We start from the raw sequence: 24,027 nt of genomic DNA, 5'->3' as shown, positions 1-24,027 counted from the left end.
TTTCAGTGGCTGAGAAGCGACAGGCGCTTCCTGAGGTCGGCGGCCTTGACGGCCGGTTTCGTATCTTTCTGCGCGGGTGCGCGTTTCGGGATGAGCCTGGAGAGAAGCGAGTCGGTGACGGCCTTCCGTGAGAAGAGCATCCCGATCTCCGTGCCGTCCTCCTCGGCTGGCTCGGTGCCGTCCGAGAAGAGGATCTCGTCCGCGAATCCGAGCTTCTTCGCTTCCCTGGCGTTCATCCAGGTCTCGGCGTCCATGAGCTTCGAGATCTTGTTCCGGGACAGCCCGGACTTGAGCTCGTAGGCGTTCATGATGCTTTCCTTGACCTCGGAAAGCATGTCGATGGCTTTCTGCATCTCCTCGCTGTCGCCGATCGCGATGGTCGCGGGGTTGTGCACCATGAGCATCGCGACGGGGCTCATGCAGACCCTTGTACCGGCCATCGCGATGACGGATGCCGCGGATGCCGCGAGCGCGTCGATCTTGACGGTCACGTCGTACGGGTAGTCCATGAGCATGTTGTAGATCTGCGCGGCTGCGAAGACGTCCCCGCCGGGCGAGTTGATCCAGAGGGTGATGCCGCCCTTGCCGGAGTTGAGCTCGTCCTTGAAGGCCCGTGGGGTGATCTCGTCGCCGTACCAGGTCTCATCGGAGATCTCCCCGTCGAGGTAGAGCGTGCGGTCGGATCCGAAGCCGTCCGGGGTCTCGTTTCGCGCCCATCGCCAGAATTTTCTTGTCATAGGGGTTTCCTCCTTTCCCGGAGCCGGTTATCGGACTCCGATTGTTCCTGTGGTTCTTCTGTCTGTTCTTCCTGTGTTCCGTCGGGTTCCTCGGTTTCCTGCGGTGCCGTGGCGGCGAAGATCCCGGCGTCCTCGAGCTTGGTCATGTTGCCGTTGACGAGGTACAGGTCCCCGCCTTCCTCGGCGGGGATGCGGTCGAGGTTCTCGAGCTCGCGGATGTCGTTCGCGCTCATCCAGCCGTTCTGGCGTGCAGTCGCGTATCCGTTCATGCGGCTCTGGTAGTCGCCTCTGAGAAGCCCGTCCACGTTGAATTTGAAGAAGTATTCCTTCTTCTCCTCGGGGCGGAGGAGCGCTCTCCGCATGGACTGCTCCCAGCGGGAGACCCACGGGTCGAGCGTGTATTTCACGAATTCCAGGGACTGCTGCTCGATGTTGCTGAACGAGCTTTTCTCAAGGTCGCCGATCATGTGGGGCGGGATGCGGAAGATCCTCGCGATCTCGTCGATCTGGAATTTCCGTGTCTCGAGGAACTGTGCCTGCTCCGGGCTGATGCTGATCGGTGTGTATTTCATGCCTTCCTCGAGGACCGCCACCTTGTTGGAGTTGGCGGAGCCGCCGAAGGCCGTGTTCCAGCTTTCCCGGACCCTTTCCGGGTCCTTCACCACGCCGGGGTGTTCGAGGATTCCGCCGGGCGTCGCGCCGTTTGCGAAGAACTTCGCGCCGTACTCCTCGCAGGCGATCGACATGCCGATCGAGTTTTTGGCCATCGCGATGGGCGAGTATCCGACGAGCCCGTCGAAGCCGAGACCGGGGATGTGGAGCACGTCGCAGGGCGAGAGCCTGACGAGGCTCCCGTTCATCGTGTGAGCCTCGTCCTGCGAGGTCTGGTATTCGTAGTAGAGCTGCCCGTTCTCGTCCCGGTCGACGGTCATGCGGTTTGGCATGAGCGGGTAGAGCGCGACGACCTCGCCCTTGCCGTTTCGGATGATCTGCGCGTAGGCATTGCCCCACAGGAGCAGGTGCGTCATGAGCGTTTCCCTCAAGACGAAGCTCGTCATCTCGGGGTTCGGCTCGTCATGCAAAAGCTCGTAGAGCGGGTGGCCGATGGCTTTCTCCTTGCTGCCGTTTTCCGTGTAGCGGTACAGGTGCAGCGGGAGTCCCGCGATCGCCTCGGACAAGATCCTCACGCAGGAGTAGACCGCTGTCATCTGCATGGCGGAGTGTTCCGTCACCGTCTTGCCGGAGGTGGTGCCTCCGAAGAAGAAGCGGTAGCTGCTTCCGGCGGTGGAGTCCTTTGGCTTGTCGCGGCTTTTGAATATTCCCTTGAATATGCTCATAGGCTTGTCCTCCGTGTGTTTCAGATAAAAAGAATGCCGCGGCTGTCATAGACGGACTCGGCATTGTCGTTTCCCATGCGGATCGCGCGGTCGAGGGCCATGATGGTGGCGATCGCGCCGTCGATCTTCTCCGTGGATTTCTCCTTGTCGGCCTTGATGTTCCCGGCGGGGTCGGTGCGAATGTAGATGTTGTCCATCATCCAGCGGAGGACCGGATGCCCGCCGTGCGCGATGCGCTTCTCGAGGACGAGCTTCATGAGCTCCTTGGTGGGAGGGCTCATGTCCTTGAAGCCCTGTCCGAACGGGACGACGGTGAAGCCCATGCCTTCGAGGTTCTGCACCATCTGGACGGCTCCCCATCGGTCGAAGGCGATCTCGCGGATGTTGAACCGCTCGCCGAGGCGTTCGATGAACTTCTCGATATAGCCGTAGTGGATGACGTTCCCCTCCGTGGTCTGGATGACGCCCTGTTTCTCCCAGAGGTCGTAGGGGACGTGGTCGCGGCGGACCCGGAGGTCGAGCGTGTCCTCGGGCACCCAGAAGTACGGGAGGATCGCATACCTGCCGCCATCGTCCTGCGGCGGGAACACGAGGACGAAGGCGGTGATGTCGGTCGTGCTGGAAAGGTCGAGCCCGCCGTAGCAGACGCGGCCCTCGAGGTCGTCCTCGTTCACCGGGAAGTCGCAGGCGTCCCATTTGTCCATCGGCATCCAGCGGACGGACTGCTTCACCCACTGGTTGAGGCGGAGCTGCCGGAAGGCGTTCTCCTCGCCGGGGTTCTGCTTCGCGCTCTCGCAGGCCGCCTTGACCTTGTCGATGCCGACCGTGATGCCGAGGCTCGGGTTCGCTTTCTTCCAGACCTTCGGGTCCGTCCAGTCCTCGGACTCGTCCGCTCCGAAGATGACCGGGTAGAAGGTCGGATCGTGCTTCCTGCCGTTCATGATGTCGAGTGCCTTCTCATGCTGCTCGTAGCAGATGGAGTGCGTGTCGTTCCCGGCGGTGGTGATGAGGAAGAACAAGGGCTGCATCCTCGCGTCGCCGGATCCTTTGGTCATGACGTCGAAGAGCTTGCGGTTCGGCTGCGTGTGAAGCTCGTCGAAGATGATGCCGTGCGTGTTGAACCCGTGCTTGTTCGCGACATCCGCGGACAGCACCTGGTAGAAGCTGTGCGTCGGCAGGTATTCGAGCCGCTTCTGCGATTCGAGGATCTTCACGCGCTTTGAAAGAGCGGGGCAGAAGCGGACCATGTCGACCGCGACGTCGAACACGATCTTGGCCTGGTTCCGGTCGGCGGCGCAGCCATACACCTCGGCGCGCTCTTCATTGTCCCCGCAGGTCAGGAGCAGCGCGATCGCCGCGGCAAGCTCCGACTTGCCCTGTTTCTTGGGTATCTCCACGTAGGCGGTGTTGAACTGCCGGTAGCCGTTCTCCTTGATCACGCCGAACAGGTCGCGGACGATCTGCTCCTGCCAGTCGATGAGCTCGAAGGGCTTCCCGGCCCAGGTGCCTTTGGTATGGCAGAGCTGCTCGATGAACAGGCAGGCGTAGTCGGCGAGGTTCTCGTCGTAGTGGGAGGTCTTCTCCATGAACCGTGTGACCTTGTATTTCTTCAGTTTCCGTACTGCCAATGGAAAATCACTCCCTTCATGGCATAAAAATAACCGCATCGCTGCGGCTTCTATCGGTACGAGAGCAAGAGCCTTGAACGGCTCTGCTTTCGGAATGTTCAAATTCAGGTTAATGCTTAGTTGAACTGCTTCATGAGTACCGTGCAGGCAAGCTGGCTTGCCTCGTCCTCGGGTTCGATGTCCCATCCGCGGTCGTAGTTCAGGGTGGTTCTGCCACCGACCCGGAGCTCCATCTTCGAGATGCGGCCTCCGTCGATCCCGTATTCCTTGGAAGGATCCGCGTAGTGCTTCACCCAGTATTTCACGTTTGTTCCGTCGATCAGAAGTGTTCCTTCGTCCCACATTGTCGTACCCTCCGTCTGCTGTGCTTTTCTCTTTCGGTGTGTGCATATATCACTCCGGGCGCCTGTAATAGCAAGTCGTTTCCGGGTAATATATGTGACGATCCTGCGGCGGTATTGCCTCGGCGGATCGTGTGGTTTACAGCTCGAATTCAATGCCGTTCTTGCGTTCCGGCTCCTTGCTGCCGAAGCGGTGGTCGTCGGCTCTGGTGACGGTCTTGAGTCCGCGCATCTGGTAGCCGAGCGCCGTCAGTTCGTAGATGCCGTCCATCAGGCCGGTGCTCTGGTCGGTCACCACAATCGCTGTGATGCCTGCCTTGCGGAGAGTGTCAACGAAGTCGGCCATCTCGTGGTCCCAAGGCAGATCGTCGACCTCGAAGGCATCCGCGCCGTTCCTAAGGCTCCGGTCGTAAAGGACCAGCGCCTTGTTCTGACCGGCGGTGAAGGGGGACGGGAATTCCTCCTTTTCGCGCTTGTCGAAGGCTTTCACGCCGTCCCAGTCGTCCGCGGCGATCATCGCGTCGCGTTCCTTTTCGCGGATGGTCTGCGCCTCGTTGTAGGCGATCGCCGTGTCTCTCATTGCTTCAAAGCATGTGTTCTTTTCCATCGTGCGTTCCTCCCGATTTTCGCTTGTCTGCTTGGCTTTCTGTGCCTTTCGGCATGTATATACATCACTCTTTCGGGGGTATATAGCAAGTCAATTCGGCCAGATTAATTGATGACTTTCTGTGTCTGAGAATCAGGATTCCTGCGTTTCGCCGGTCATGATGAAATGCACGTATTCCTTCTTGTGCTCCTCGATGAAGATCACCAGCTCGTAGTAGTTCCGGTCGAAGGCGAGGCGCTGCACGTAGGGCAGGTCGAACATGTTCGCCAGCCCGGTGTCGCGGATCGCGAGGATCTGCTCTTTGACTTTCTCGTCCATGTCAGTCCGCCACCTTCCGCACGATGTCTTCGCCGTAGATCACGTTGAGTCCGCCGCCGTTGTCCCAGTGGACAAGCAGGCTTCCTGTGTCGTCGACGCCGTAAACCGTGCCGCGGGTTCCGTCAGGTGGTGCCTGCACGTCGTCCATCCGGACCAGCTCCACGAGCGTGCCGTTCGGGTAGGCTTTCTTCAGTTGTTCAAGCTGTTCTGGTCTGATTATCCTCATGCCTGCACCTCCTCGGTATCCGCGGCTTCTTCGGTGGCTTCCTTCTTGGGAGTGCCGTTCTTCCAGCTGGAGTTGCCTTCGAGATTCCGGAGCAGGATCTTGCGTTCCTGCTTGTAATCCGCGCCGATGAATCCCAGTCTCAGAAGGAAGCAGCGGAATGCGTACTTCTCGTTGGTGACCGGTGTCTCGGTTGAGCTTGCTCTTTTCAGATCCTTGGAGAGCTTGCAGAGCTGGGCGATGAACATCGTGTAGGCTCTGGTTTCCTCCGGTGTGGGCAGTTCCGGGAACCAGGGGAAGGAGATCTTGTCGTCTCTGGTCTCGAACCGCGGGTCGTCGATGCCGAGCGCCTTCTTGATGAGCGTTCCCTTGGCTTCGAGGATGTTGGTCAGCGTTCCGACCGCGACCTTGTCGAGCGGAAGCTCAACCGTCAGGCCCATCTCCTCGGTTTCCGGCGCTTCCTCGGCGTCTTCCTCCGACTCGGCTGCGGCTTCCGGTTCCGCGGGCTCCCGCGGCTCGGGCTCGAATCCTGCGGCTGCGATGGCTTCGAGAACCTTCTCGACCTCCTCGGAATCCGCCATGTCGTCGAACTCGAGCGCGCCGTCCTTGGTGACGGTGAAGAAGCCGATCTCGTAGTTGCAGGTCGGCATGAATTTGTATTCTGCCTTGGCTCCGGTGGTGTCGGAGATGATCTTGACCAGTTCTTTTCTCCGCGCTCCGGTTACGTTGTAGTTGATTCGCATTGTGTCTACCTCCTTGGTATGCGTCTGTCCGGAAGGCCATGTGCCTTTCGGCATGTCTATACATCACTCTGAAGGCCTGTAATAGCAAGCGAATCCGCGATACTTCTCCGGTAGAAAATGAGCCGATTATCCGACCCTGGAACTGTGCTTAGTACACAAATGAATCACTCGCCGTCCGGCAGCCCGACTTCTTTAACGAGGTCGGAGTACATGAGCTTCTTGCCGCCCCGGATGACATACACGTTCCCGGAATCGCCGGTGTCCTCCACATAGCGGCGGAGGATGACGGAGGCGTATTTCGGGTCGAGCTCCATCATCATGCAGGTGCGGTTGAGCTGCTCGCAGGCCATGAGCGTGGAGCCGGAGCCGCCGAACGTATCGATTACGATGGCGTTCTCCTGCGTGGAGTTCTGGATCGGATAGCCGAGCAGGTCGAGAGGCTTGCTGGTCGGATGATCCTTGTTGCGCTTCGGCTTGTCGAAGTTCCATATGGTGGTTTCTGCGCGTCCTGCGTACCATGGATGCGTGCCGTTCTGGAGGAATCCGTAGAGCACGGGCTCATGCTGCCACTGGTAGTCGGAACGTCCGAGCACGAGGGAGTTCTTCACCCAGATGCACACGCCCGCGAGATGGAATCCGGCGTCGACGAATGCCCGCCGGAAGGTCAGGCCCTCGGTGTCGGCATGGAAGCAGTAGGCCGCGCCGCCTTTCTCCAGATGGTCCGCCATGTTCTTGAATGCGGAGAGCAGGAAGTTGTAGAATTCCTCGCCCTTGAGGCTGTCGTTCTGGATGGTCAGCCCGTCGGATGCCTTGAAGGAGACGCCGTATGGCGGGTCCGTCAGCACGAGGTTCGCGCGCTTGCCGTCCATGAGTGCATCTACATCTTCGGCGCTGGTGGCGTCGCCGCACATAAGCTTGTGCCGTCCGACTGTCCAGATGTCGCCGCGCTCCACGAAGGATGCTTTCTCGAGTGCCGCGGACAGGTCGAAGTCGTCATCCTCGATGTCTTTGTCGGATTCTCCGTTCAGCAGCTTCTCCAGCTCCTTGTCGTCAAAGCCGAGCAGGGAGAGGTCAAAGGCGTTCTCCTGCAGATCGGCCAGTTCGACAGACAGCATCTGCTCATCCCATCCGGCGTTGAGGGCGAGCTGGTTGTCCGCGAGGATGTAGGCGCGTTTCTGCGCGTCGGTCAGATCCTCGGCGAAGACGCACGGGACGGTCTTGTATCCTTCCTCACGGGCAGCCTGAATCCTGCCGTGGCCGACGAGGATGTTGTAATCCTGATCGATGACCGCGGGCGATACGAATCCGAACTCCCGGAGGGAGGAGCGGAGCTGCGCGATCTGTTCTTTTGAATGCGTCCGTGCGTTCCGGGCGTAGGGCACCAGCTTGTCGATCGGCACCTGTTCAAGTCTTTGTGTGTTCATTTACATTCCCTTTCTGGCGCGGAGAAGGCGTTCCATCACGTCGTCCTGCGGATTCGCGCCGCCGTACTCGGCGGAGCAGTTCTCCTTTACGATCTGGAAGATCTCGTCCCACAGGCGGTTCGCCTGATTCATGTAGTTGATTCCGATATTGATGAACGGCGACGGGATCGGCTTGCCGGTCGTCGGATGCTTGCTGAGGTAGCCGAGCCTGGTCGTCATTTCCTCGCACTGAATCCATCGCGCCGAGCACATCGCATAGCGCTCCAAGAGCTGCGGCGATACGGCTTTCGCGACGCGGAGCTTGTCGAGCCATTCCCATGTCTCGCGGTAGATGTCAGCGGCCTCCAGAGTGGAGCCGTCATGCTGACGCGCCGATAGGAACTCGTGCGGTTCCGGCATGTCCTCGCCCTCGGTGTCCGGGATGTCCAGGACTTCGAGCTTTCTGCCGCCCGGATTCCCGGCCTCGAACTTCTCCTTGACGGCGGTTTTCTTCCGGCCAGCTCCGGGACGTCTGCCGCCGCGACCGCCTGTGTTATTCGATTTTGTCGGCATTTCGTCACCGCCTTTCATACGCTCACGCGCGTAATAGATATAAGGACCGGGTTATTACCCGTTTGATTTCGCTTTTTTCGCACAGAAGACCCCGCGCCGTTTTCCGGGAGGCCGCCTCGTAGAGATTCCGACCGCCCCTACCGGTCGTGTCGTGTGCCTCTGTCTCCGCGTTCGCGGTGGATCTTCTCATGGCAGCTCCTGCAGAGGCTCATGAGGTTGCTCTCGTCGTTCGTCCCGCCTTCCGACAGGGGAACGATGTGGTGGACTTCCTCGACCGCAACGTAGCGTCCCTGCTTCAAGCACATCTCGCAGAGCGGGTGCTTGCGGACGTAGCGGGTGCGGACGCGCTGCCAAGACCTGCCGTATCGTTTGCCGGTCGAGTAGCCGCGCGTGAACGTCTCGTAGTGCTTCTCCATCAGGGCCTTGTGCTCCGGGCAGTACTGTTCGCCGTCCTCGCAGAGGTTCGGGCATCCGGGATAGCGGCAGGGCCGCTTCGGTTTCATTGGCATGGCCTGCCGCCTCCCTTCGGGCATAAGAAAAGCCCTGCGGGCATGGTGCTCGCAAGGCTTCTGGTTCTTCTTATGGTTTTCGCTATTGTAAGGATAACATAGGAGGCGTCTGCCATTCTGTGCCAAACCGTGCCAAACCGTGCCAGTTTTTCTAATCCGGCACGACAAAGTTCTGAAGCGCCGAACCGTGGATGCGGTGGACCGTGCGGAGGCTGACGTTCAGCATGCAGGCGATCTCATCCCATGTGCAGTTGTCGATGTACCGGTAGCGGAGCACCAGCTGCTCCTCCGGGTCAGCCAGCAGATCGATCCGCGCGTTCATCTCGTCCCGCAGCGTAATGAGCCGCGCCACCTTCTTCTCCACGTCGGCCTGTATCTCATCGATCTTGTGGAGGCAGGTGACGAAGTGCGCGTCCGTTGGTGTGTTTGGGTTTCGCGGCATGCCGTCGTAGCGCATGCCGCTGACGCTGGCGCTCATTTCCTTCCAGTAGTCGATCTCCCGGAGCCGCGCGCGGATCAGCGCATCCAGATGCTTGGCCTGATTCAGATATTGTTTTGGAGTCATGACTTCACCTCCTCGTTGAGTTTCCTTATCAGCATTTCGCCGTCGACCGCGGTCAGCGCCTGATGCCACGGGGAGCGGAAGAACCGCTCGATCTCGTCCTTGTCGGATTGAGCAGCCTTGTTCCGTGGATTCATGCGCACGGCCTTGAGTGCTGTCCGGTAGTCGCGAACGGCCTGCATGATGATGGCGTTGGCCAGTCTCTCGTAGGGTTCGTCCATCACATCACCGCCTTCACTGCAGCAATCAGTGCCGCCTGCGTCTTGTCCTTGCGCTTCAGCGCGTCGAGGATCTGCCCGTCGATGGTGTTCGCCGCAATGATGTGCTGGATGACGACGGTCCGGCTTTCCTGTCCCTGACGCCACAGCCTTGCGTTCGTCTGCTGGTAGAGCTCGAGGCTCCATGTGAGTCCGAACCAGACAAGTGTCGAACCGCCAGCCTGCAGGTTGAGGCCATGCCCGGCAGAAGCAGGATGGATGACCGCAACGGGGATATTCCCGGCATTCCAGTCCGCGATGTCTGCGGATGTCTCGATCTCCCGGACGTTGAAGCGTCGGCGGATTCTCTCGAGGTCGTGTCGGAACCAGTAGGCGACGAGGAGCGGCTTGCCGTTTGCGGCTTCGATGATGTCCTCCAATGCGTCGAGCTTCCGGTCGTGGAATTCGATGATCTTGCCGTCATCGGAATAGATGGCTCCATTGGCGAGCTGGGAGAGCTTCCCGGTCAGGGTTGCGGCGTTTGCGGCTGTGATTTCGTCGCCGTGGAGGTTCAGCACCAGATCCTGCTTGAGCGCCTCGTAGCGTTTCCGCTCATCGGCGGATAGCTGGACCTCGTACTGCAAGGAGACGAGCTCCGGCATCTTGAGGTGGTCGGCGGACTTCATGCTGATCGTGATATCGCCGATTCTCCGGTAGATGGAGTCCTCTGCGTGCGGCAAAGGCTTGTAGGAATAGACGATCTCGCCGTTACGCTTGTCGGGCATGAAGTACTGGTTCCGGTACTGGGTGATGAAGCGTCCGAGGCGTTCTCCCTTGTCCAGCACCTTGAACTCAGCCCACAGGTCCATAAGCCCGTTGCTCGATGGCGTTCCGGTGAGTCCGATGATCCGCTTCACCTTCGGCCTGATCTTCATCAGGGCGCGGAACCGCTTTGACTTGTGGTTCTTGAAGGAGGAGAGCTCGTCAATCACCACCATGTCATAGGCGAAAGGGATGCCGGAGTCGTCGATCAGCCATCCGAGGTTCTCCCGGTTGATGATCGTGACATCCGCGCCCTGCAGGAGAGCTGCTTTCCGCTCGCGGGCGTTTCCGACTGCGACGGCGTAGGTGAGGCCGGACAGGTGCTCCCATTTCCGTATCTCCGCGGGCCATGTGTCACGGGCGACTCTGAGAGGCGCGACCACAAGAATCCGATGGACCTCGAAGCTGTCGAACAGAAGGTCGAAGATCGCAGTCAGGCTGATCACCGTCTTCCCAAGTCCCATGTCGAGGAGGACCGCGGCGACGGGATGCGACTCGATGTAATCGATGGCGTATTTCTGGTAGTCATGCGGTGAGAATCTCATCTATCACACCTCCGATCTGTTCTGTACTGTCTATGACGTAAACCCGGAATCCCAGCCGCCGCAGGAGCCGGTGCCGGGCGAGCTGCAGTCTCCTTGGCTTCTTTCCAGGAGCCTTGAGCTCTGCGAATGCCATGCGCCCGCCGGGCAGCAGGATGATCCGGTCCGGCATTCCGGCAAAGCCGGGTGACGCGATTTTCGGCGCGATGCCGCCTTGCTTCTTGACCTCGCTGGCGAGGGCCGCTTCGATCTGCTTCTCGCTCTTCATGGCATCACCTCCTCAAATCCTGTGTCGGCGCACTCTCGCCCTCGGACAGCGTCCCGCCTCGGGCTCGGGCGACCTCCGGAACCGGGTCCACGAGATTGAATGCGGCGTAGGCTGCCGAGAGGAAGTTCGTGTTCGGTTTGCCCTTGTAGGTCCAGACGCATTGTCCGCGGTATTTCACGCCGAGGTGCTCCCCAGCCGCGTAGTGTTTTCTGGCAGCGGGCGAGATAGCTTTTGTCCGGCTGTCCGTCATGGCCTAAGCTTTGTCCTGTATCTTTCATGGTGTAAAAACCTCCGTGTTTTGGGAGTTTCTGGGGTTTTGTCCCTTCTGTCGCTTTTGTCCCTTAATCCGTAAACAAAAATGGTTTGGTAGAAGAATTGAGAATAAATAATTCTTTTTGGCTTTTTATAGGGGCTCGGACAAAAGGGACAGAACCCTGAAACCCGTGTGTTTCCTGATGTTTTCCTGTCCCAAGAACTGTCCTGAAGGGCAGGACAGGCATAGGACGGAATGACAAAAATCCTACTTCTCATGGAACTTCGGATTGACGGCATACTTCGGAAGCGGCGGTCTGCCCGTGCCTGAATACTTCTGGGGCTTCTGTGCGATGTACCCGTAGTCCTCGAGGAAGTCCAGCACCGGCTGGATGGAGTCGACCGTCTTGAAGGTGCGGCACATGCGCATCGCGGCACGCCGGTCAAAAGCGGTGAGCTTTTGCTCCTTGATCCGCTGCAGGATCATGTCCGCGTTTCGGTACATCGCATCCTCCGGCAGTACGGAGTAGGCGGCCTGCGCGTGGTTCAGGAAGTAGCGGCCCAGCCGGATAGCGTCGGCTATCGTCTTGCCGGAGACCGTCAGCGCTCCGTGGGTGCCAAGGAAGTCGTGGCTCTGGTAGATGCCAGCCCGGCACAGGAGACCGGACATGCGCAGCACGTTGCCGACGAGCTTTCCCGCCCAGTCGGCCATCTCCGCATAGTCGGTCGTGAGCTTCGGCTCCAGCCAGTTCGCGAATGACTCGAGCTCCTGGTCCGCTTCCTGAGAGAGTGTTATGATTTGCGGCTTCTCCGGATACTCGTCGTCCAGGAGGTTTACGACCAGACGCTCGTAGGCGCGGTAGATGCCGTCGGTCACGGCCTCGCTCCGGTATCGTCTGCTTCCCACGCTGGAGACCGGCATGCTGTAGAGGAACCTTGCGGTGAGGCCTCGTCCGCGGAAGGTCGTGTTGCTGAGGACCGCGGAGACGACGTTCGGCTGCGCCATCAGGAGGATGGTGAGCGCCGGGTCCATGATGCTTTCGCTGTCCCTGCCGATTCGGTCGACGCGGATCGTGTCTCCCGAGTAGCCTTTCAGCATGACGTCGATATTCACGTTCCGCGTGTAGATGCCGGACAGGGTGTCGAAGATCCCGCCCTCACTGGAGATCAGGGAGGCGTGTCCGTGGTTGCTTGCGATGACGGAGACGAGCTTCTCGGTTGTGATGTCGTCCACGTAGAGCTGCAGCGGGTTTGTCTCCTCGAAGTCGGCGACCTCCTGTGCGATGCGCTCCAGTTCCTCCGGGTCGGCGGTGCCTTTTGCGACCTTCTCCTCGAGGGCCTTCTGCCTGCGCTCCAGCACGCGCTTCTGCATGCGTCCGGCCTCGACCGCAGCAGCGTTGGTCTTGTTGTATTCGACCTCGTAGTCGTTGACTGGCTGCAGCATGAGATGCAGGACCGATGACTTTCTCTCGGACGGAGGGGCGATGACGATCACATAGGTGTTGAGCGGTTCCACCCAGTCGGATTTGCCCTGAATCCGGTACTTCTTCTGAAGGCAGGTCGAGAGAACGGATATGGCGATCGAGCCTGCCATGTCGACAGAGGTCTGCGTGCTTTCCGCGACGGCCTTCACATAATTGGCGATGGGCTCCGGGAGGGCGTCGACCGGGAAGGGTGCCATCGTGTACCGTGAGAACGGCAGCGGCTCGTCCCAGCCGGGATTCGGATTGTTGTACTCCTGCGGGCTCACGTAGCCGGGCTGGCTTGCGATCTTCGCATAGTATTTCTGTGCGCTTTTCCAGATGTGGTTCAGCTCGTCCGTGGAGAGCGGCGGCTGGCATTTCTCCGCTTCCGTGAAATACGCGTTCTTGGATTCTTCTGTATCCCCATAGCGTTTCATGGAGCGTACTGCCCACCGGAACATCGTGGTGTTGCGGCTGCCCTCCGGAATGGTCGCCTGCTTTTCGTAGCCTCCCGGCATGTCCTTGTCGAACTCGTCCCCGTAGAGGAAGTCCGTGAGCGTCTTGCCGCCCGGATGGAACTCGACCTTGGGGTCGCGTGTCCCGTAGAGGAATCGCGCCGCGTCGAGCGCGTTCGCATCCAGGTAGGGGAAGATCTCGTGCAGGAGCTGCTTCAACGCGGCATAAGCCTCGTAGCCGGTCATCGGGTCGATCTGGAAGAACAAATGGAAGCGCGGCCTTGCGGACTTCCCGTCCTTGGGACGATTGTTGTGGCGGCTGTAGTGGACGGCGAAGAAAACGCCGGGCAGCGCCTTCCGGATATCCGCTGGCGTCTTCCAGCCCGCCGGATCATCCGAGTGGTCGTTGTCGCAGTCGACGGGAAGGCAGTCCGAGGAGATGAAGTTGTCATTGCCACGGTAGTTGTTCCTGTACTTGGCGCACACGTGGTCGTGCGAGACGGCTCTCTTGAAGCTTGCCTCATCGACGACTTCGACCGGGTGCGAGTAGACACAGTTAGATTCCTGCTGGTAGGCGTCGGACGTGTAGATGGTGAACATCAGTCGTACACCTCCTTGGATTCCTCCTCCAGCACCTGCGTGATGAACTTGAGTGCCGTGATCATGGTGGCAAGCTCGCAGTCGCCGCCGAGGGTGACCTCAAAGCCGCCGTTCCCGTAGCGGTCCTGGATCGGGTTCACGCGGATGTCCGTGCCTCCAAGATCCGTGATGCGCAGATAGGTGCGGCCTCCGTGACCAGTGTCTCCGCCCATGTATCCGGTCGTCCCGGCCTCGGCCTCGAGTACGTTCGCACTGGTGATCTCGCGGCTGTATGTGGTGATTCTGGTTCCGTCATAGAGCGTCCGCTGGTTTTCTTCGATTGCATGCATAAGTGTTAGACCTCCTTCAAATCCTCTGTGAAATAGCGCAGCCGGTAGCCCTTCCAGCGGGCTCTTCGTATTTCCGCTGCCATGCCGTTCGAGATCCTGTCTCCGAACACCCAGACCTCGGCGCACTTGCTCATGAGCGCGTTTCCGAAGAAGAGTCCGAGCTCGCGCTCAGTAGGGTCGGTGTCGTCAAGGAACTGCGGAAACAGCAGATGCGGCGCGATGGGGATGTATCCCTGTTCGACTGCGAACCGGCAGTAGCGCCGGGCGTCCGCCACGTTCCTCTGAATGTCTCCCGCGTACGGCGAGCAGACGTAGATGATGGGGCGGAAAGCGCGGAGCGCCTTCTTCTCTTCAAGTTCGATAAGGCTCAGCGCCTCGTAGCATGTCGGGTCCGGATAGCCCTCAACATTCCTGTAATCCAAACCGGTATCCTCCTTTCCGGCGGGCAATAGAAAAAGCGGCCTGCCTCTACTTCCCACTGGAGGGGACAGACCGCTTTTGACGAAACAGATTCAGTCTTTCTTATAGAAATCGCAGACGTAACCGTCCGCGCGGAGCACCAGACCGTCCGCCCACGCAGGGACGCGTCCCATCTGCACGCACAAGGTGTCAAGCGATACGCGCGGATCGGCTTCGATAACCAGCTCGTCGTGGATATGCATGCAGATGTCGCAATGACGGAGCATCTTCATCGAATTGCACAGAATGTCGCGGCTTGTGGCTTGCACGATGTTCTCCACGAACTTCGGGCCGTACGATTCGAGGCGTTCCCATTTCTTCGTGCCGCCCACGCCCTCGTAGGTGATGCACTCGCCGCCGAAACGGTTCATGCCGACCTTCGGCTTCACATACGCAAGACTCCTGCCGGAAGGCAATGTGATGAACAGCATGCCCGCCTGCCAGAAGAAGGCGAGCCTGCCGAGCCGGGTGGTTTTGTGGTTCTTCACGGCAGCCATGACGGCCTTGTCGACGTCCCACCAGAACTTCACGATCTGCTGGTTCGCGTCACGCCATGAGGAGACGATGTCCGGAAGCTCATCCTCAGACAGGCCCATTTCGAGTGCGCCCATCGCCTTCAAAGCGCCGGTCGAGCCGCCGTAGCCGCACGCCAGTTCCGCGATCTTGCCCTTGGCGCGAAGCTCGCCGTTTACGCCGTGCTTGACGACCGGCTTGTGGAACATGCGGCTTGCCGTCGAGCAGTAGATGTCCTCGCCGTTCGCGAACGCATCGGACTTCCATTTCTCGCCTGCGTACCATGCGATGACGCGTGCCTCGATGGCGGAGAAGTCAGCCACGTAGAACCGGCAGCCGTCCTTCGGAATGAAGGCAGTGCGGATAAGCTGGCTGAGTGTGTCCGGGACATCCTCGTAGATCATCTTCACGGCCTCATAGTCGCCGGACTTCACAAGCGCCCTCGCAGCATCCAGGTCAGGCAGATGGTTCTGCGGCAGATTCTGAAGCTGGATGAGCCGTCCGGCCCAGCGGCCTGTGCGATTCGCGCCGTAGAACATGAACATGCCGCGAGCACGGCTATCGGAGCATACGGCGCGCTGCATGGTCTGGTATTTCTTCACGCTGGATTTCGCAAGCTGCTGCCGGAGCTCCAGCACTTCAGTGAGTTCAGGTGGCGCGGTTTTGAGCAGGGCTGTCACTGCTTTTTTGCCGAGGCTGTCGACCTCCATGCCGTTGTCGGAGAGCCACTGCTTCATCTGCTGGACGCTGTTCGGATTCTCCAGATTCGTAATCGCCTGCATCTTCTCTGTCAGCTTGCTGCGGGAGCGGGTGTCCATGTCGATGGCCTTCTCCACGAGATCCATGTCGATGCGCACGCCTCGGTCGTTGATCTCCTGGTCGATGTGGTACTCGTCCCACACGAAGTCCGGCACCGGGAAGTTCCGCAGTTTCCTTTGGATCATCATCTCGACCTCGACGTCGCGCTGGTTGTACTTTTTGAATGTCGCCCATTTGCCGGGATCATCCGATGGCAGGTTCCGAGTGCGTCCGCCGTTCGCCTTGGTGGGTGCGCAGGGGACGGAGAAGTATTTGATGAGGGCCTTGCCTTCATCCATCTTCTGGTCGGCAAGCTGCAGGACTGCGCCGACGCCTTTTAAGCTGAGCGGGAGTCCCATTGTCGCCGCCCAGACCATCGAGCAGCGCCAGCCCTCCGGATTCAGGAACCGGGCATGCTCCAATGACAGCGGATGATTGTCGTGGAACGGGTCAAGGCTCCGCCCCATGTCCCGCAGGTAGCGTGACAGGCAGACGCGTTCGAAGTTTGCGTTAAATGCCCATTTGAGAACCGTGTCATCGGTCAGCGCGTCGAGGATGTCCTCCGGGATCTTTTCACCGCAGGCAAGGTCGACGACTTTCACCGGACCTCCGTCCACGCTGTAGCCGAACAGGAGAATCTCGAAGGCAGGCGAACTGCAATAGCGATAAACGCCGCATTTGCCAAGATCGACGTCGCTGAACGTCTCGATATCTATGCTGATTGTCTTCACAATTTTCACCTCAATTCACGAATAAGGCGGCAGGGAGATTGGTCCCTGCCGCCCGCCAACAGCTTTATGTTCTGTGGATTAGCTGCGATGCGCTTCGAGTTCCTTCATGCGGCGCTCGTGGTACTCCTTGTCGCGCTCCTCCTGATGGAGCCTGAGTTCCTTGTCCTCCCGGTAGGAGCGGGCGCTCGTGACCGAGATGATGATCAGGAGCGCGATGCCGCTGAGGCCGAGCAGGTCGTAGATGATGCAGAGAATCATGTTCATGATGGTTTCCATTGTCTTGCCTCCTTAGTTCAGGAAATCGTCGTCGTTGTCGGTTGTGAAATCCGCGAAGTCGGATTCTGCGCTGGCCTTGCTGCCGAGCGGCTCGCCATCACGGATCTTCTGCAGGTTGTTCAGGCCGCAGGCGATGCCGCGGTTCCCGGAGGAGTTGAACGCGTAGAACGTGATGCTGGCTCTGCCGTACACGCCGGAGTACACCTCGCTGCGGGAAAGAATCGGATTCAGGTCCGCGTCCACGATGCCCGGAGCGGTCGTTGCGTTCGCATTCACGAAGTAGGAGCCGCGGTAGGCCTCGTCGTCCGGACGCTCCGCGTCGCCGTCACGAAGCGGCGTCTTGATCGCGGACAGTGGGGGAACGGACTTGCTGTTGCCCTTGAGCTTGGCTTCGCCCTCCTTGTAGGCAGCCTCGATGGCGGCCTTGACCTTGGCGACCGTCACGGTGTCGGACTTCGGGATGATGAGGCTTACGCTGTATTTCGGCGTTCCGCCGTTGATGGACTTCGGCTCCCAGACGTTCGCGTAGGACCAGCGGGTGTTCGGGCCAGTGATAACCTTCATCGGATTGTGCATAGTTGTCTTACTCATGATTTTTGACCTCCTTGAAGTCGTTTTTTGCTGTATTCATCGCCGGACGCTTGTCGGAGTCCGGGACGAGTGTTGGTTTGCCCTGCGGCTTCTCGATGAAGCCTGACAGGAGTTCATTGAACCGGTTCTTTCCGAGGAGCTTCTGCATGGCAGTAATGCCGAGCAGCTTCTTCTCATACGGGTCGAATCCGGCGTCTTCGACCGTCTTGGCGACGGCGGTTTCATTGGCGTACTTGCGGACGGACCTGCCCTCTACGAGCTTGAAGCCGTGCCACTCCTTGCCGGAAAGCGCCTGCTGGAGCGCGTACTCCTTGATGTCGGACGCCCACGAGACCAGCTCGTCCACCTGGGAAAGGATGACCTCGATTTCCGCGTCGGAGAGCTCCGGCGGCAGCCTGAACTCATGCTGCGCGAGCTTCAGGTTCTCCTCGGCCCGTTTCCGGCAGATGGTCTTCGCCTTGCAGAACCGGCACCACGGGCCGCAGGAGAATTCCCCCTTGCCGTCCCAGGCCAGCTCCGCCGTAGGCTTCAGAACCTCGTCCGCCCATGCGAGCAGGTCCTTCTTGCTGATCTGCCATTCGCTGACGTTCTGCCGTCTCGGCTGGTAAATCGTCATGCTGACGGTGTCGATGTCGTAGATGCCGTCGAACAGATCCAAGGCTCCAAGCGAGTAGCATTTGAGCTGCGGATTGTCCTCCGCCGACACGGCGATGCCGGTGCCGTACTTCAGATCGATGATCCGGAGCGTGCCGTCCGCGATGATCAGCGCATCGGATGTGCCGAAGCCCTGTCTCACCCAGCGGGAGTAGTCCACGCGCTGTTCGACCAGAACAACCGGATCAGAGCAGGCCTCTTTTGCGGCCTCGACCTTTTCCAGTACGTAGCTGACATAGCCATCTGTTGCTTCCTCCATCTCCTCGTTGTAGAAGGCAAGGGCCTCGGTCGGGTCCTGTGCCGGGTAGCCGAGCGCCTTGCGGAGCTTGTATTCGGCGAGCGCGTGAGCGCAGGTGCCTTCCAGTGCGTAGTCGCTTTCCTTGTCCTCGAATCCCTCGCTAAGCCTGACTGACGGCGGGCAGTGAATCCACCGGTCGGAGCTTGACGCGGAGAGGACCGCATGCTGTCTTTCAGAATTCATTGAGTCCCTCCACATCGAAGAGCAGGGCCTCGTAGTCCTTCGGATCGACAGCCGACAGCTTGCTCGCACCGTACTTGTGGAGCAGCTCGCGGATCTGCGTCGTATAGCCTGCGCGCGACCGTTCGGCGAGAACCTTCCTCACATCCTCCAGCTTCAGCTCCTTCTTCGGCTCAGGCTCGGCCTGCGTCTCTTCAGGCTGCGGAGCGGGTTCCTCGTCGTTGCCGGAGAACTGCTGGTAGAGCCAGTCGGCCGCGCTGTTAATAGCAGCGGCGGCATCGCGCAGTTCCTTGATGGTCTGATCCATTTCTGCCATTTTTGACATTCTCTTTGCCTCCTTCCAATGGTTGTCTGTCTGCGGCAAGGATCGAGAGGTTCCTTGCCAGTCTTGCGGATACATGGCTTATCGCGATAAGAACGGCGATAACCTCGGTGTCCGCAGGACTTCTGTTGCGTGTCTTGTTCATCACGTTTCCTCCAATCCGGAGCATCTGTTTTCGTGCTCCTTACACTTCCCACTGGAGGCGGGCGGGCCGTTTTGACGAAGGGAAAAGAAGAATTTCAGAAAAAAGCTCCGGCCACCACGATGGGCAGCCGGAGCCGCATGATTAGAACCAGTCGGGGAACTCCTGAGACAGCTTCCCCTCGGCCTTCTTCAGGCGGGACAGGAACGTCGTGCGCTTGATGCCGACGATGTCGGCGATGGCCTCGTCGGAGAGGCCTTCCTCGCGGAGCTCTCCGATACGCTTGGCCTCCGGCATGAGCTCCTGCAGACGCTTGAACAGCTGGTCCAGCTCCGCCTTCTCGGAAAGCACCTCTTCAATAAGAGGAGCGTCGTCCGGAACGTAATCGGCGAGCGTTCCTTCGCCGTCAGGCAGTGGATCATCAAGAGAGACGGTCGTGTTGTTGTGGAATTCGCAGTCGAGGCAATTGCCGTCGCACAGCCACCATTTGCTGCGCGGGCAGAAGCACTCGCCGCGGTACTGCATTCTCTTGCGAAGAGCAGTGCGCCAGCGGTCGTACTCGCGATACTGGTCCTCCGGGATCTCGTACCACTGCTTGGTGGTCTTGTCGTAGATGCGATAGGTTTTAGATTTGTTTCCCATGTTCGACTCCTTTGGATTTGCTTGAATCCGCAGAAGCCGAACCGTCCGTAGAGACAGAAAGACGGCCGGGACAGTGTTTTTGAAGTCACTATCTCGGCCGTCTGTGCAGCTCTGCGGATCGTTGATTTACGTGTTATTCACTTGTTTGTCGCTTACACGGCTTTCTGAAAACTCTTGACCTTGAAGGTCGAGTCATCAATCCGTGTGATTTCGGTCTTGGTATCGTTTCTCTCGACGGTGAACGTTTCGCCGACTGCAAGGTGAGCAGTGGTGCGATGTCCTTTGTAGAGAGAGGACACGAAGCCGGTTCTGGCATCTCCGCGACACATGAGATGACCTGAACAGTCTCGGATATCTTCCATTGAATCCCTCCTTTCTAAAATTCCTAAATAAGCGGCTCCGCTGATTAGCGAAGTTACTTTGCAAAAAATAAAGAGCGGAACTACCTGATGCATATTAGGAAAGGTAGCCCAGCTCCTGTAAGGGTATTGCAGCGGACTGTTTTGAGACCTGATAGAAGCCAGCGAACTGCTCGATCACCCATTTTCCCTTGGAGACAAGTCCGGCAGAAACAAATGAATTCTCCTTGCTCCGATCCAGTACCATCTGGAAGGCTTTACCGACAGTCTGCTTAGGCATGAGAATGCGAGGAGCGATGTTGTTGGCTTGCCATTCCATCCAGTCTTCGTCAGACCATTTCTTGGGAAGGGTGTCATAACCGATTCCGGCAGGCTCCCTGTAGGCAATGCTCTGCTTATTGCCGAGCCGGTTGGCGGCGATATAGTATCTTCTGTGGTATACCCAGTGGACGCATTCGTGGGCGATGGTATTCCTCTTGGTTCCGAAGTTTCGCTTCAGAAACGTGTCCGGATCGATGAGCATGGTTCCGCCTTTTATCGGAATCTCTCTGTATTCGTCGTTTTCGGGATCGTAGATTTCTGCGAGACCGTCTGTAAAGCAGGTTTGACCGAGAATGCTCAGATCTTCGCTGAGATGAACTTCCAGAATGGCCATGTGAAGCTGATGCCTGGCGATATCCTCGATAGGGACGGGCATCGGCTTTTCCAGCGCCTCTTTGCAGTAATGCGAGAGAAAATCAGCAGCCCGGTCATCAAATTCAGACTTGTACATGTGAGGGACAAGGTTGCTGAGAAATACGTCATTTACCATACGATAGGATCACTCCTTCTTGTCGATTGCGTCATAGACCTGCTTCCAGAAATCATCCCTGAGACCTTTGTCGTTGGCTTTCCGAAGAGCAGCGCGGACATGCGGCAGGTTCTCATCCATGATGTATTCAGGAAGATCAGGGGCAGCTTCATTTCTGTCCCGTCCGGCAAGGTCGAACATCTGGGCCTGCTCCTCGGGAGAGAGGTGAAGCACATCGGAGATCTTCAGGAGCATGGACATTTCGGGTGGGTTCCGGCGTCCTTTAACGATGTCGGATAAATAGGTGGGCGTCGCACCCATAGCCTTGGCAATGTCCTTAAGCAGGATGTCTCCTCCGTCCGGACCACGCCCTCGGCGTTTTTCGTCGATAAACTTTCCAAATTCACCAGCCATAGCAATTCTCCTTTCAATAGCTGATTAGCAGATTCGCTAATCTGTTTATTAGTGTATCAAAAAGAAAAACCGATGTCAAGGAGGCTGAAAAATCGCGCTGCATTTTCATACAGCGCGACAATAAGTTTAGTCCAAGTAGATGAAAGATTGTGGAACATGATCTATCCCGTAGTCCGACAGTTCTTTTGGAGGGTCGTAGACGACTACGTTTTTCAGTTTGTAAGCCACGGCGTTGTGATAGCCGTGATAGTAGGCGCGGTACTTTGCCCGCGTAATTCCGGCAGCTTTTTTAGCCAGCTCCCAGATTTTAGAAGGGCTTCCTTCTATGATGTCCTCAATCTCAGCTTCTCCGACGACCTTGCTTTCGGGAGCCGTGGAGTAGAAAACAATTTTATTGACGCCGGTTTTACATCGGCGTTTTCGAAATTCGTATTCCTTTTGTCCATCAAGAATGACTTTAGCGTATTCTGGCTTAATCGATAATAACATTGTCGACATCAACATTTCCCTCCCGTAGAATTTTCTCGAATTGACTTCTTGTGTATCGGAAATTCATCGGGTGGGTTCCCGGCCAGAGGTCATTATCCTTGAGCCATCTCCAATTGACATTATTGCCTGCGCCAAAATAACCGCAGTAAAGAAGTTCGATTACAGTAAGATTCTTTTCATTATCATACCGATTCTTTAGTTCAAACTTGGTATAGACCGACTTGTTTCCAACGATGTGAAGAAACTCATCAAACGAATGTAAGAACTGTCCCTGAGTTTTTATTTTCTCAACTCGGGTAGCAATGCAGTATGAGGTTATAACAGACTTATAGCCGGGTCTGCCATCATTACCGGTATACTTTCGATAAATAAGGACGGGATCACCAGCTTTGAAAGCGAGACTATAAGGACTTCCAATATAGACCTTCTTCAGACCATTTGCAACATTGATATCGACGCGCTCCTGCAGCGTATTTGCCAGTTCTGAATAGGCAAACATGGTATCGTGATATTCCATATTAATAGCAAGGCATCCGGCATGGCTCATCCTGCCACTGATGAATGGAAACGCCTTGCATGGATCGCTAATGTCCAAATTTCTGCGGTCCTTGATATAGACGCGTTCACCGTTAAGATTATCTCCAACGTAATTGAATCCGTATTTTTCAAGCAGGAAGATTAAGCTGGTATGCTTCTCGAAGACTGTAACATAGATCTCGTTAGCGCATTGATCTCTCCAGTCCCATAATGTCAATCCCAGTGCGCCTTCGCCAATCCGCTGATGTTGGAACCGTTCGTCGATCTTGATCGTCGTAATCTTTAAGCGAGAGTCGTACGGAAGAACGTGTCCATTTGAAAGTTTGATCTCTTCCGTTTCACCTGGCTTCAGATTAACGAAAGCGCCGACACCTTGCTCATCTTCGAAGACGAGGGCTTCCTTTCCTTCTGCTGCTTTCTTGGCGAACCACTTTGTGAATTCAGTACTGTTTGCGCTGCCCGGATAGTCTCTCTTTAATGAGTCGAAGAAGGGATCGTTGATATCTATGTCAGCAAATCGCTTGTGAATGAATTTACCTGCCATATGATTTCCTCCTTATAGGGATCTCAGGAAGTCAATCGCCGACTCGAGATCAGCTGCGCCGGTCGAGATGAACAGCTTCGCATTCAGTAACTCGGCGACCTCATTGGCGTATTGTTTTTCCATGTTTTGAAACTGTTCTACATACTCAGGTGTCTCATCGATCCCGTCGCGTGTCTTGCGGCGTTCGACGATGACCTTCGGCTTCTCAGTCAATAATACGATGGCTTCCGGCTTGAGCGTGGTGAACGTCTCAAGCGAGATCCGTTCCGGTTCGCCAGTGCTCCTGTTGATGAGGCAGAAATGCCCGTCAAGAATGAAATCGCTACCGCTTTCGCGCAGCTCTTGCACGGCGGCGAGTAAATACTGCTGGTTTTCCTCTATTTCGGCGACCAGCTTGTCACTACTGAAACTGGCATTACGTGCCTTTGCAATCAGATCACTTGCCGAATACGCCTCGATACCCAGTTCCTTTTTTACAAGGCCACAGAAGTAGCCTTTGCCGACCGCATGAATGCCACTGATAAAGATCATAGGACCACCTCCTAAGTTGTTCAGCGTAGCTAAAAAATAGATTATGTACAGTATATCAAAAGTTTGTGCATAAATCAATAATTCGGCGGAAAATTTCGCGCGAACGCTTGATTAAATCTTGATTTTGCATCGCAGAATGTGTATAATGGGTTTACAAGTCTGATTTTGGCGGAAAGCGAGGTAAGCGTCATGGCCATTAGCTATAAGAAATTGTGGAAACTACTGATAGATCGCGATATGAAAAAGAAGGATTTACAGAAGGCTGCCGGTATTAGCTCGGCGTCAATAACAAAACTTGGAAAAAATGAAAATGTGAATACAGAGATCATAGAAAAGATATGCGTTGCCTTGGATTGTGATGTCAGTGACATAATGGAAATGACGAACGAAGAGGCAAAATGAGGAAGGCGGATTGAAATGGGCGAGATTATTAAATATGGAAATCTCCAAAGACAAAAAAACACCATTTCCCGGCTTCTCATTTACTGGACACGAATACGAGAGCTGTCTTCAAAGCCGATATCTGTCAGCAAACCGCTTTCGGAAAAACTGCAGGACGTATCGCCGAGGAGCCGGACAATGAGGCTTGCATCTTGTTTTCAAAGCGTGCTCGCACAGTATCCGGACAACGTGGTCATCAAAGATATCGACGTGATGTTCAACCCGGCCTATCAGGTCGACGTTTTGAAAATACTGACCGAGGCTCGGAAGAGCAAACCGTACAGCGTAATCTGGCCGGGACGATATGAAAATGGAACGCTTTATTACAGCGAGCAGGGGTACCAGGACTATAAAGCATATGAAGTAAAGAACTATGACATCACCTGTGTCATTTAAGGAGGAAACGC

The 24,027-nt window shown here is 57.1% G+C and carries 32 protein-coding genes; 2 read left to right on the top strand and 30 right to left on the bottom strand.

Going from position 1 to position 24,027, the window contains the following annotated elements; translation table 11 throughout:
* Positions 1-2: 2 nt before the first annotated feature.
* The 30 genes from QBE55_12545 to QBE55_12400 all read right to left on the bottom strand — a co-directional run bounded on the left by QBE55_12545 (position 3) and on the right by QBE55_12400 (position 23,179).
* Positions 3-737, bottom strand: a complete 735-nt coding sequence (locus tag QBE55_12545; GenBank protein WZL78330.1) for a Clp protease ClpP — start codon at positions 735-737, stop codon at positions 3-5.
* Entirely contained in the window at positions 734-2,074 is a 1,341-nt protein-coding gene (locus QBE55_12540; GenBank protein WZL78329.1) for a phage portal protein, read from the bottom strand. Before QBE55_12540 ends, QBE55_12545 begins: the two co-directional genes overlap by 4 nt.
* Before the next feature lie 20 nt (positions 2,075-2,094).
* Positions 2,095-3,741, bottom strand: coding sequence for a terminase large subunit (locus QBE55_12535; GenBank protein WZL79942.1), 1,647 nt, complete (start codon positions 3,739-3,741; stop codon positions 2,095-2,097).
* A gap of 77 nt (positions 3,742-3,818) precedes the next feature.
* Positions 3,819-4,046, bottom strand: coding sequence for a hypothetical protein (locus QBE55_12530; GenBank protein WZL79941.1), 228 nt, complete (start codon positions 4,044-4,046; stop codon positions 3,819-3,821).
* 136 nt (positions 4,047-4,182) lie between these two features.
* Complete coding sequence (locus tag QBE55_12525) at positions 4,183-4,650, bottom strand: hypothetical protein (GenBank protein ID WZL78328.1); 468 nt, start codon at positions 4,648-4,650, stop codon at positions 4,183-4,185.
* 132 nt (positions 4,651-4,782) lie between these two features.
* A complete protein-coding gene (locus tag QBE55_12520; GenBank protein ID WZL78327.1) occupies positions 4,783-4,968 on the bottom strand; it encodes a DUF5049 domain-containing protein in 186 nt (61 codons plus the stop codon).
* A 1-nt stretch (position 4,969) separates the two neighbouring features.
* Positions 4,970-5,194 carry a DUF4314 domain-containing protein gene (locus tag QBE55_12515; protein WZL78326.1) on the bottom strand — a complete coding sequence of 75 codons (225 nt, stop codon included), beginning with the start codon at positions 5,192-5,194 and terminating at the stop codon, positions 4,970-4,972.
* Entirely contained in the window at positions 5,191-5,934 is a 744-nt protein-coding gene (locus QBE55_12510) for a virulence protein (GenBank protein WZL78325.1), read from the bottom strand. Before QBE55_12510 ends, QBE55_12515 begins: the two co-directional genes overlap by 4 nt.
* Before the next feature lie 164 nt (positions 5,935-6,098).
* Positions 6,099-7,358 (bottom strand): site-specific DNA-methyltransferase, encoded by a 1,260-nt coding sequence (locus QBE55_12505; GenBank protein WZL78324.1) that lies wholly within the window; start codon positions 7,356-7,358, stop codon positions 6,099-6,101.
* Positions 7,359-7,910 (bottom strand): terminase, encoded by a 552-nt coding sequence (locus QBE55_12500; GenBank protein ID WZL78323.1) that lies wholly within the window; start codon positions 7,908-7,910, stop codon positions 7,359-7,361.
* Between the two features lie 137 nt (positions 7,911-8,047).
* Positions 8,048-8,419, bottom strand: a complete 372-nt coding sequence (locus QBE55_12495) for an HNH endonuclease (GenBank protein WZL78322.1) — start codon at positions 8,417-8,419, stop codon at positions 8,048-8,050.
* Between the two features lie 151 nt (positions 8,420-8,570).
* Positions 8,571-8,984 carry a sigma factor-like helix-turn-helix DNA-binding protein gene (locus QBE55_12490; protein ID WZL78321.1) on the bottom strand — a complete coding sequence of 138 codons (414 nt, stop codon included), beginning with the start codon at positions 8,982-8,984 and terminating at the stop codon, positions 8,571-8,573.
* Positions 8,981-9,202, bottom strand: a complete 222-nt coding sequence (locus QBE55_12485) for a hypothetical protein (GenBank protein WZL78320.1) — start codon at positions 9,200-9,202, stop codon at positions 8,981-8,983. Before QBE55_12485 ends, QBE55_12490 begins: the two co-directional genes overlap by 4 nt.
* A complete protein-coding gene (locus QBE55_12480) occupies positions 9,202-10,545 on the bottom strand; it encodes a DEAD/DEAH box helicase (protein ID WZL78319.1) in 1,344 nt (447 codons plus the stop codon). The genes QBE55_12485 and QBE55_12480 overlap by 1 nt, the downstream gene beginning before the upstream one ends.
* Entirely contained in the window at positions 10,526-10,810 is a 285-nt protein-coding gene (locus QBE55_12475; protein WZL78318.1) for a VRR-NUC domain-containing protein, read from the bottom strand. Before QBE55_12475 ends, QBE55_12480 begins: the two co-directional genes overlap by 20 nt.
* A gap of 520 nt (positions 10,811-11,330) precedes the next feature.
* Positions 11,331-13,580 (bottom strand): DUF3987 domain-containing protein, encoded by a 2,250-nt coding sequence (locus QBE55_12470; GenBank protein WZL78317.1) that lies wholly within the window; start codon positions 13,578-13,580, stop codon positions 11,331-11,333.
* Positions 13,580-13,909, bottom strand: coding sequence for a hypothetical protein (locus QBE55_12465; GenBank protein WZL78316.1), 330 nt, complete (start codon positions 13,907-13,909; stop codon positions 13,580-13,582). The genes QBE55_12470 and QBE55_12465 overlap by 1 nt, the downstream gene beginning before the upstream one ends.
* A gap of 5 nt (positions 13,910-13,914) precedes the next feature.
* Positions 13,915-14,331, bottom strand: coding sequence for a hypothetical protein (locus QBE55_12460; GenBank protein WZL78315.1), 417 nt, complete (start codon positions 14,329-14,331; stop codon positions 13,915-13,917).
* Between the two features lie 90 nt (positions 14,332-14,421).
* Complete coding sequence (locus tag QBE55_12455) at positions 14,422-16,410, bottom strand: DNA polymerase (protein WZL78314.1); 1,989 nt, start codon at positions 16,408-16,410, stop codon at positions 14,422-14,424.
* Positions 16,411-16,488: 78 nt separating this feature from the next.
* Entirely contained in the window at positions 16,489-16,686 is a 198-nt protein-coding gene (locus QBE55_12450; GenBank protein ID WZL78313.1) for a hypothetical protein, read from the bottom strand.
* 12 nt (positions 16,687-16,698) lie between these two features.
* A complete protein-coding gene (locus QBE55_12445) occupies positions 16,699-17,277 on the bottom strand; it encodes a DUF2815 family protein (protein ID WZL78312.1) in 579 nt (192 codons plus the stop codon).
* Positions 17,270-18,412, bottom strand: a complete 1,143-nt coding sequence (locus QBE55_12440) for a DUF2800 domain-containing protein (GenBank protein ID WZL78311.1) — start codon at positions 18,410-18,412, stop codon at positions 17,270-17,272. Before QBE55_12440 ends, QBE55_12445 begins: the two co-directional genes overlap by 8 nt.
* Positions 18,402-18,734 carry a DNA ligase gene (locus tag QBE55_12435; GenBank protein ID WZL78310.1) on the bottom strand — a complete coding sequence of 111 codons (333 nt, stop codon included), beginning with the start codon at positions 18,732-18,734 and terminating at the stop codon, positions 18,402-18,404. Before QBE55_12435 ends, QBE55_12440 begins: the two co-directional genes overlap by 11 nt.
* Before the next feature lie 283 nt (positions 18,735-19,017).
* Positions 19,018-19,515 (bottom strand): bacterio-opsin activator, encoded by a 498-nt coding sequence (locus tag QBE55_12430; GenBank protein ID WZL78309.1) that lies wholly within the window; start codon positions 19,513-19,515, stop codon positions 19,018-19,020.
* Between the two features lie 152 nt (positions 19,516-19,667).
* Positions 19,668-19,877 (bottom strand): hypothetical protein, encoded by a 210-nt coding sequence (locus QBE55_12425; GenBank protein ID WZL78308.1) that lies wholly within the window; start codon positions 19,875-19,877, stop codon positions 19,668-19,670.
* Between the two features lie 94 nt (positions 19,878-19,971).
* Positions 19,972-20,685 carry a hypothetical protein gene (locus QBE55_12420; GenBank protein WZL78307.1) on the bottom strand — a complete coding sequence of 238 codons (714 nt, stop codon included), beginning with the start codon at positions 20,683-20,685 and terminating at the stop codon, positions 19,972-19,974.
* Between the two features lie 9 nt (positions 20,686-20,694).
* Entirely contained in the window at positions 20,695-21,078 is a 384-nt protein-coding gene (locus tag QBE55_12415) for a helix-turn-helix transcriptional regulator (GenBank protein WZL78306.1), read from the bottom strand.
* A 126-nt stretch (positions 21,079-21,204) separates the two neighbouring features.
* Positions 21,205-21,576: a hypothetical protein gene (locus tag QBE55_12410; protein WZL78305.1), complete on the bottom strand. Its 372-nt coding sequence runs from the start codon at positions 21,574-21,576 to the stop codon at positions 21,205-21,207.
* On the bottom strand, positions 21,551-22,648 hold the full coding sequence (locus tag QBE55_12405; protein WZL78304.1) for a hypothetical protein: 1,098 nt from the start codon (positions 22,646-22,648) through the stop codon (positions 21,551-21,553). Before QBE55_12405 ends, QBE55_12410 begins: the two co-directional genes overlap by 26 nt.
* Before the next feature lie 12 nt (positions 22,649-22,660).
* A complete protein-coding gene (locus QBE55_12400) occupies positions 22,661-23,179 on the bottom strand; it encodes an ATP-binding protein (protein ID WZL78303.1) in 519 nt (172 codons plus the stop codon).
* Between the two features lie 189 nt (positions 23,180-23,368).
* Here QBE55_12400 and QBE55_12395 point away from each other — a divergent pair, with 189 nt between their 5' ends.
* Positions 23,369-23,581 (top strand): helix-turn-helix transcriptional regulator, encoded by a 213-nt coding sequence (locus QBE55_12395; GenBank protein WZL78302.1) that lies wholly within the window; start codon positions 23,369-23,371, stop codon positions 23,579-23,581.
* Positions 23,582-23,596: 15 nt separating this feature from the next.
* Positions 23,597-24,016: a BREX-3 system P-loop-containing protein BrxF gene (gene brxF / locus QBE55_12390; protein ID WZL78301.1), complete on the top strand. Its 420-nt coding sequence runs from the start codon at positions 23,597-23,599 to the stop codon at positions 24,014-24,016.
* Positions 24,017-24,027: the final 11 nt, after the last annotated feature.

The sequence above is a fragment of the Eubacteriales bacterium mix99 genome (assembly GCA_038396605.1).
Lineage (GTDB): Bacteria > Bacillota > Clostridia > Caldicoprobacterales > DTU083 > UBA4874.
Note: the sequence above shows the minus strand (reverse complement) of the source record. Positions and strands in the feature narration are given on the sequence as shown.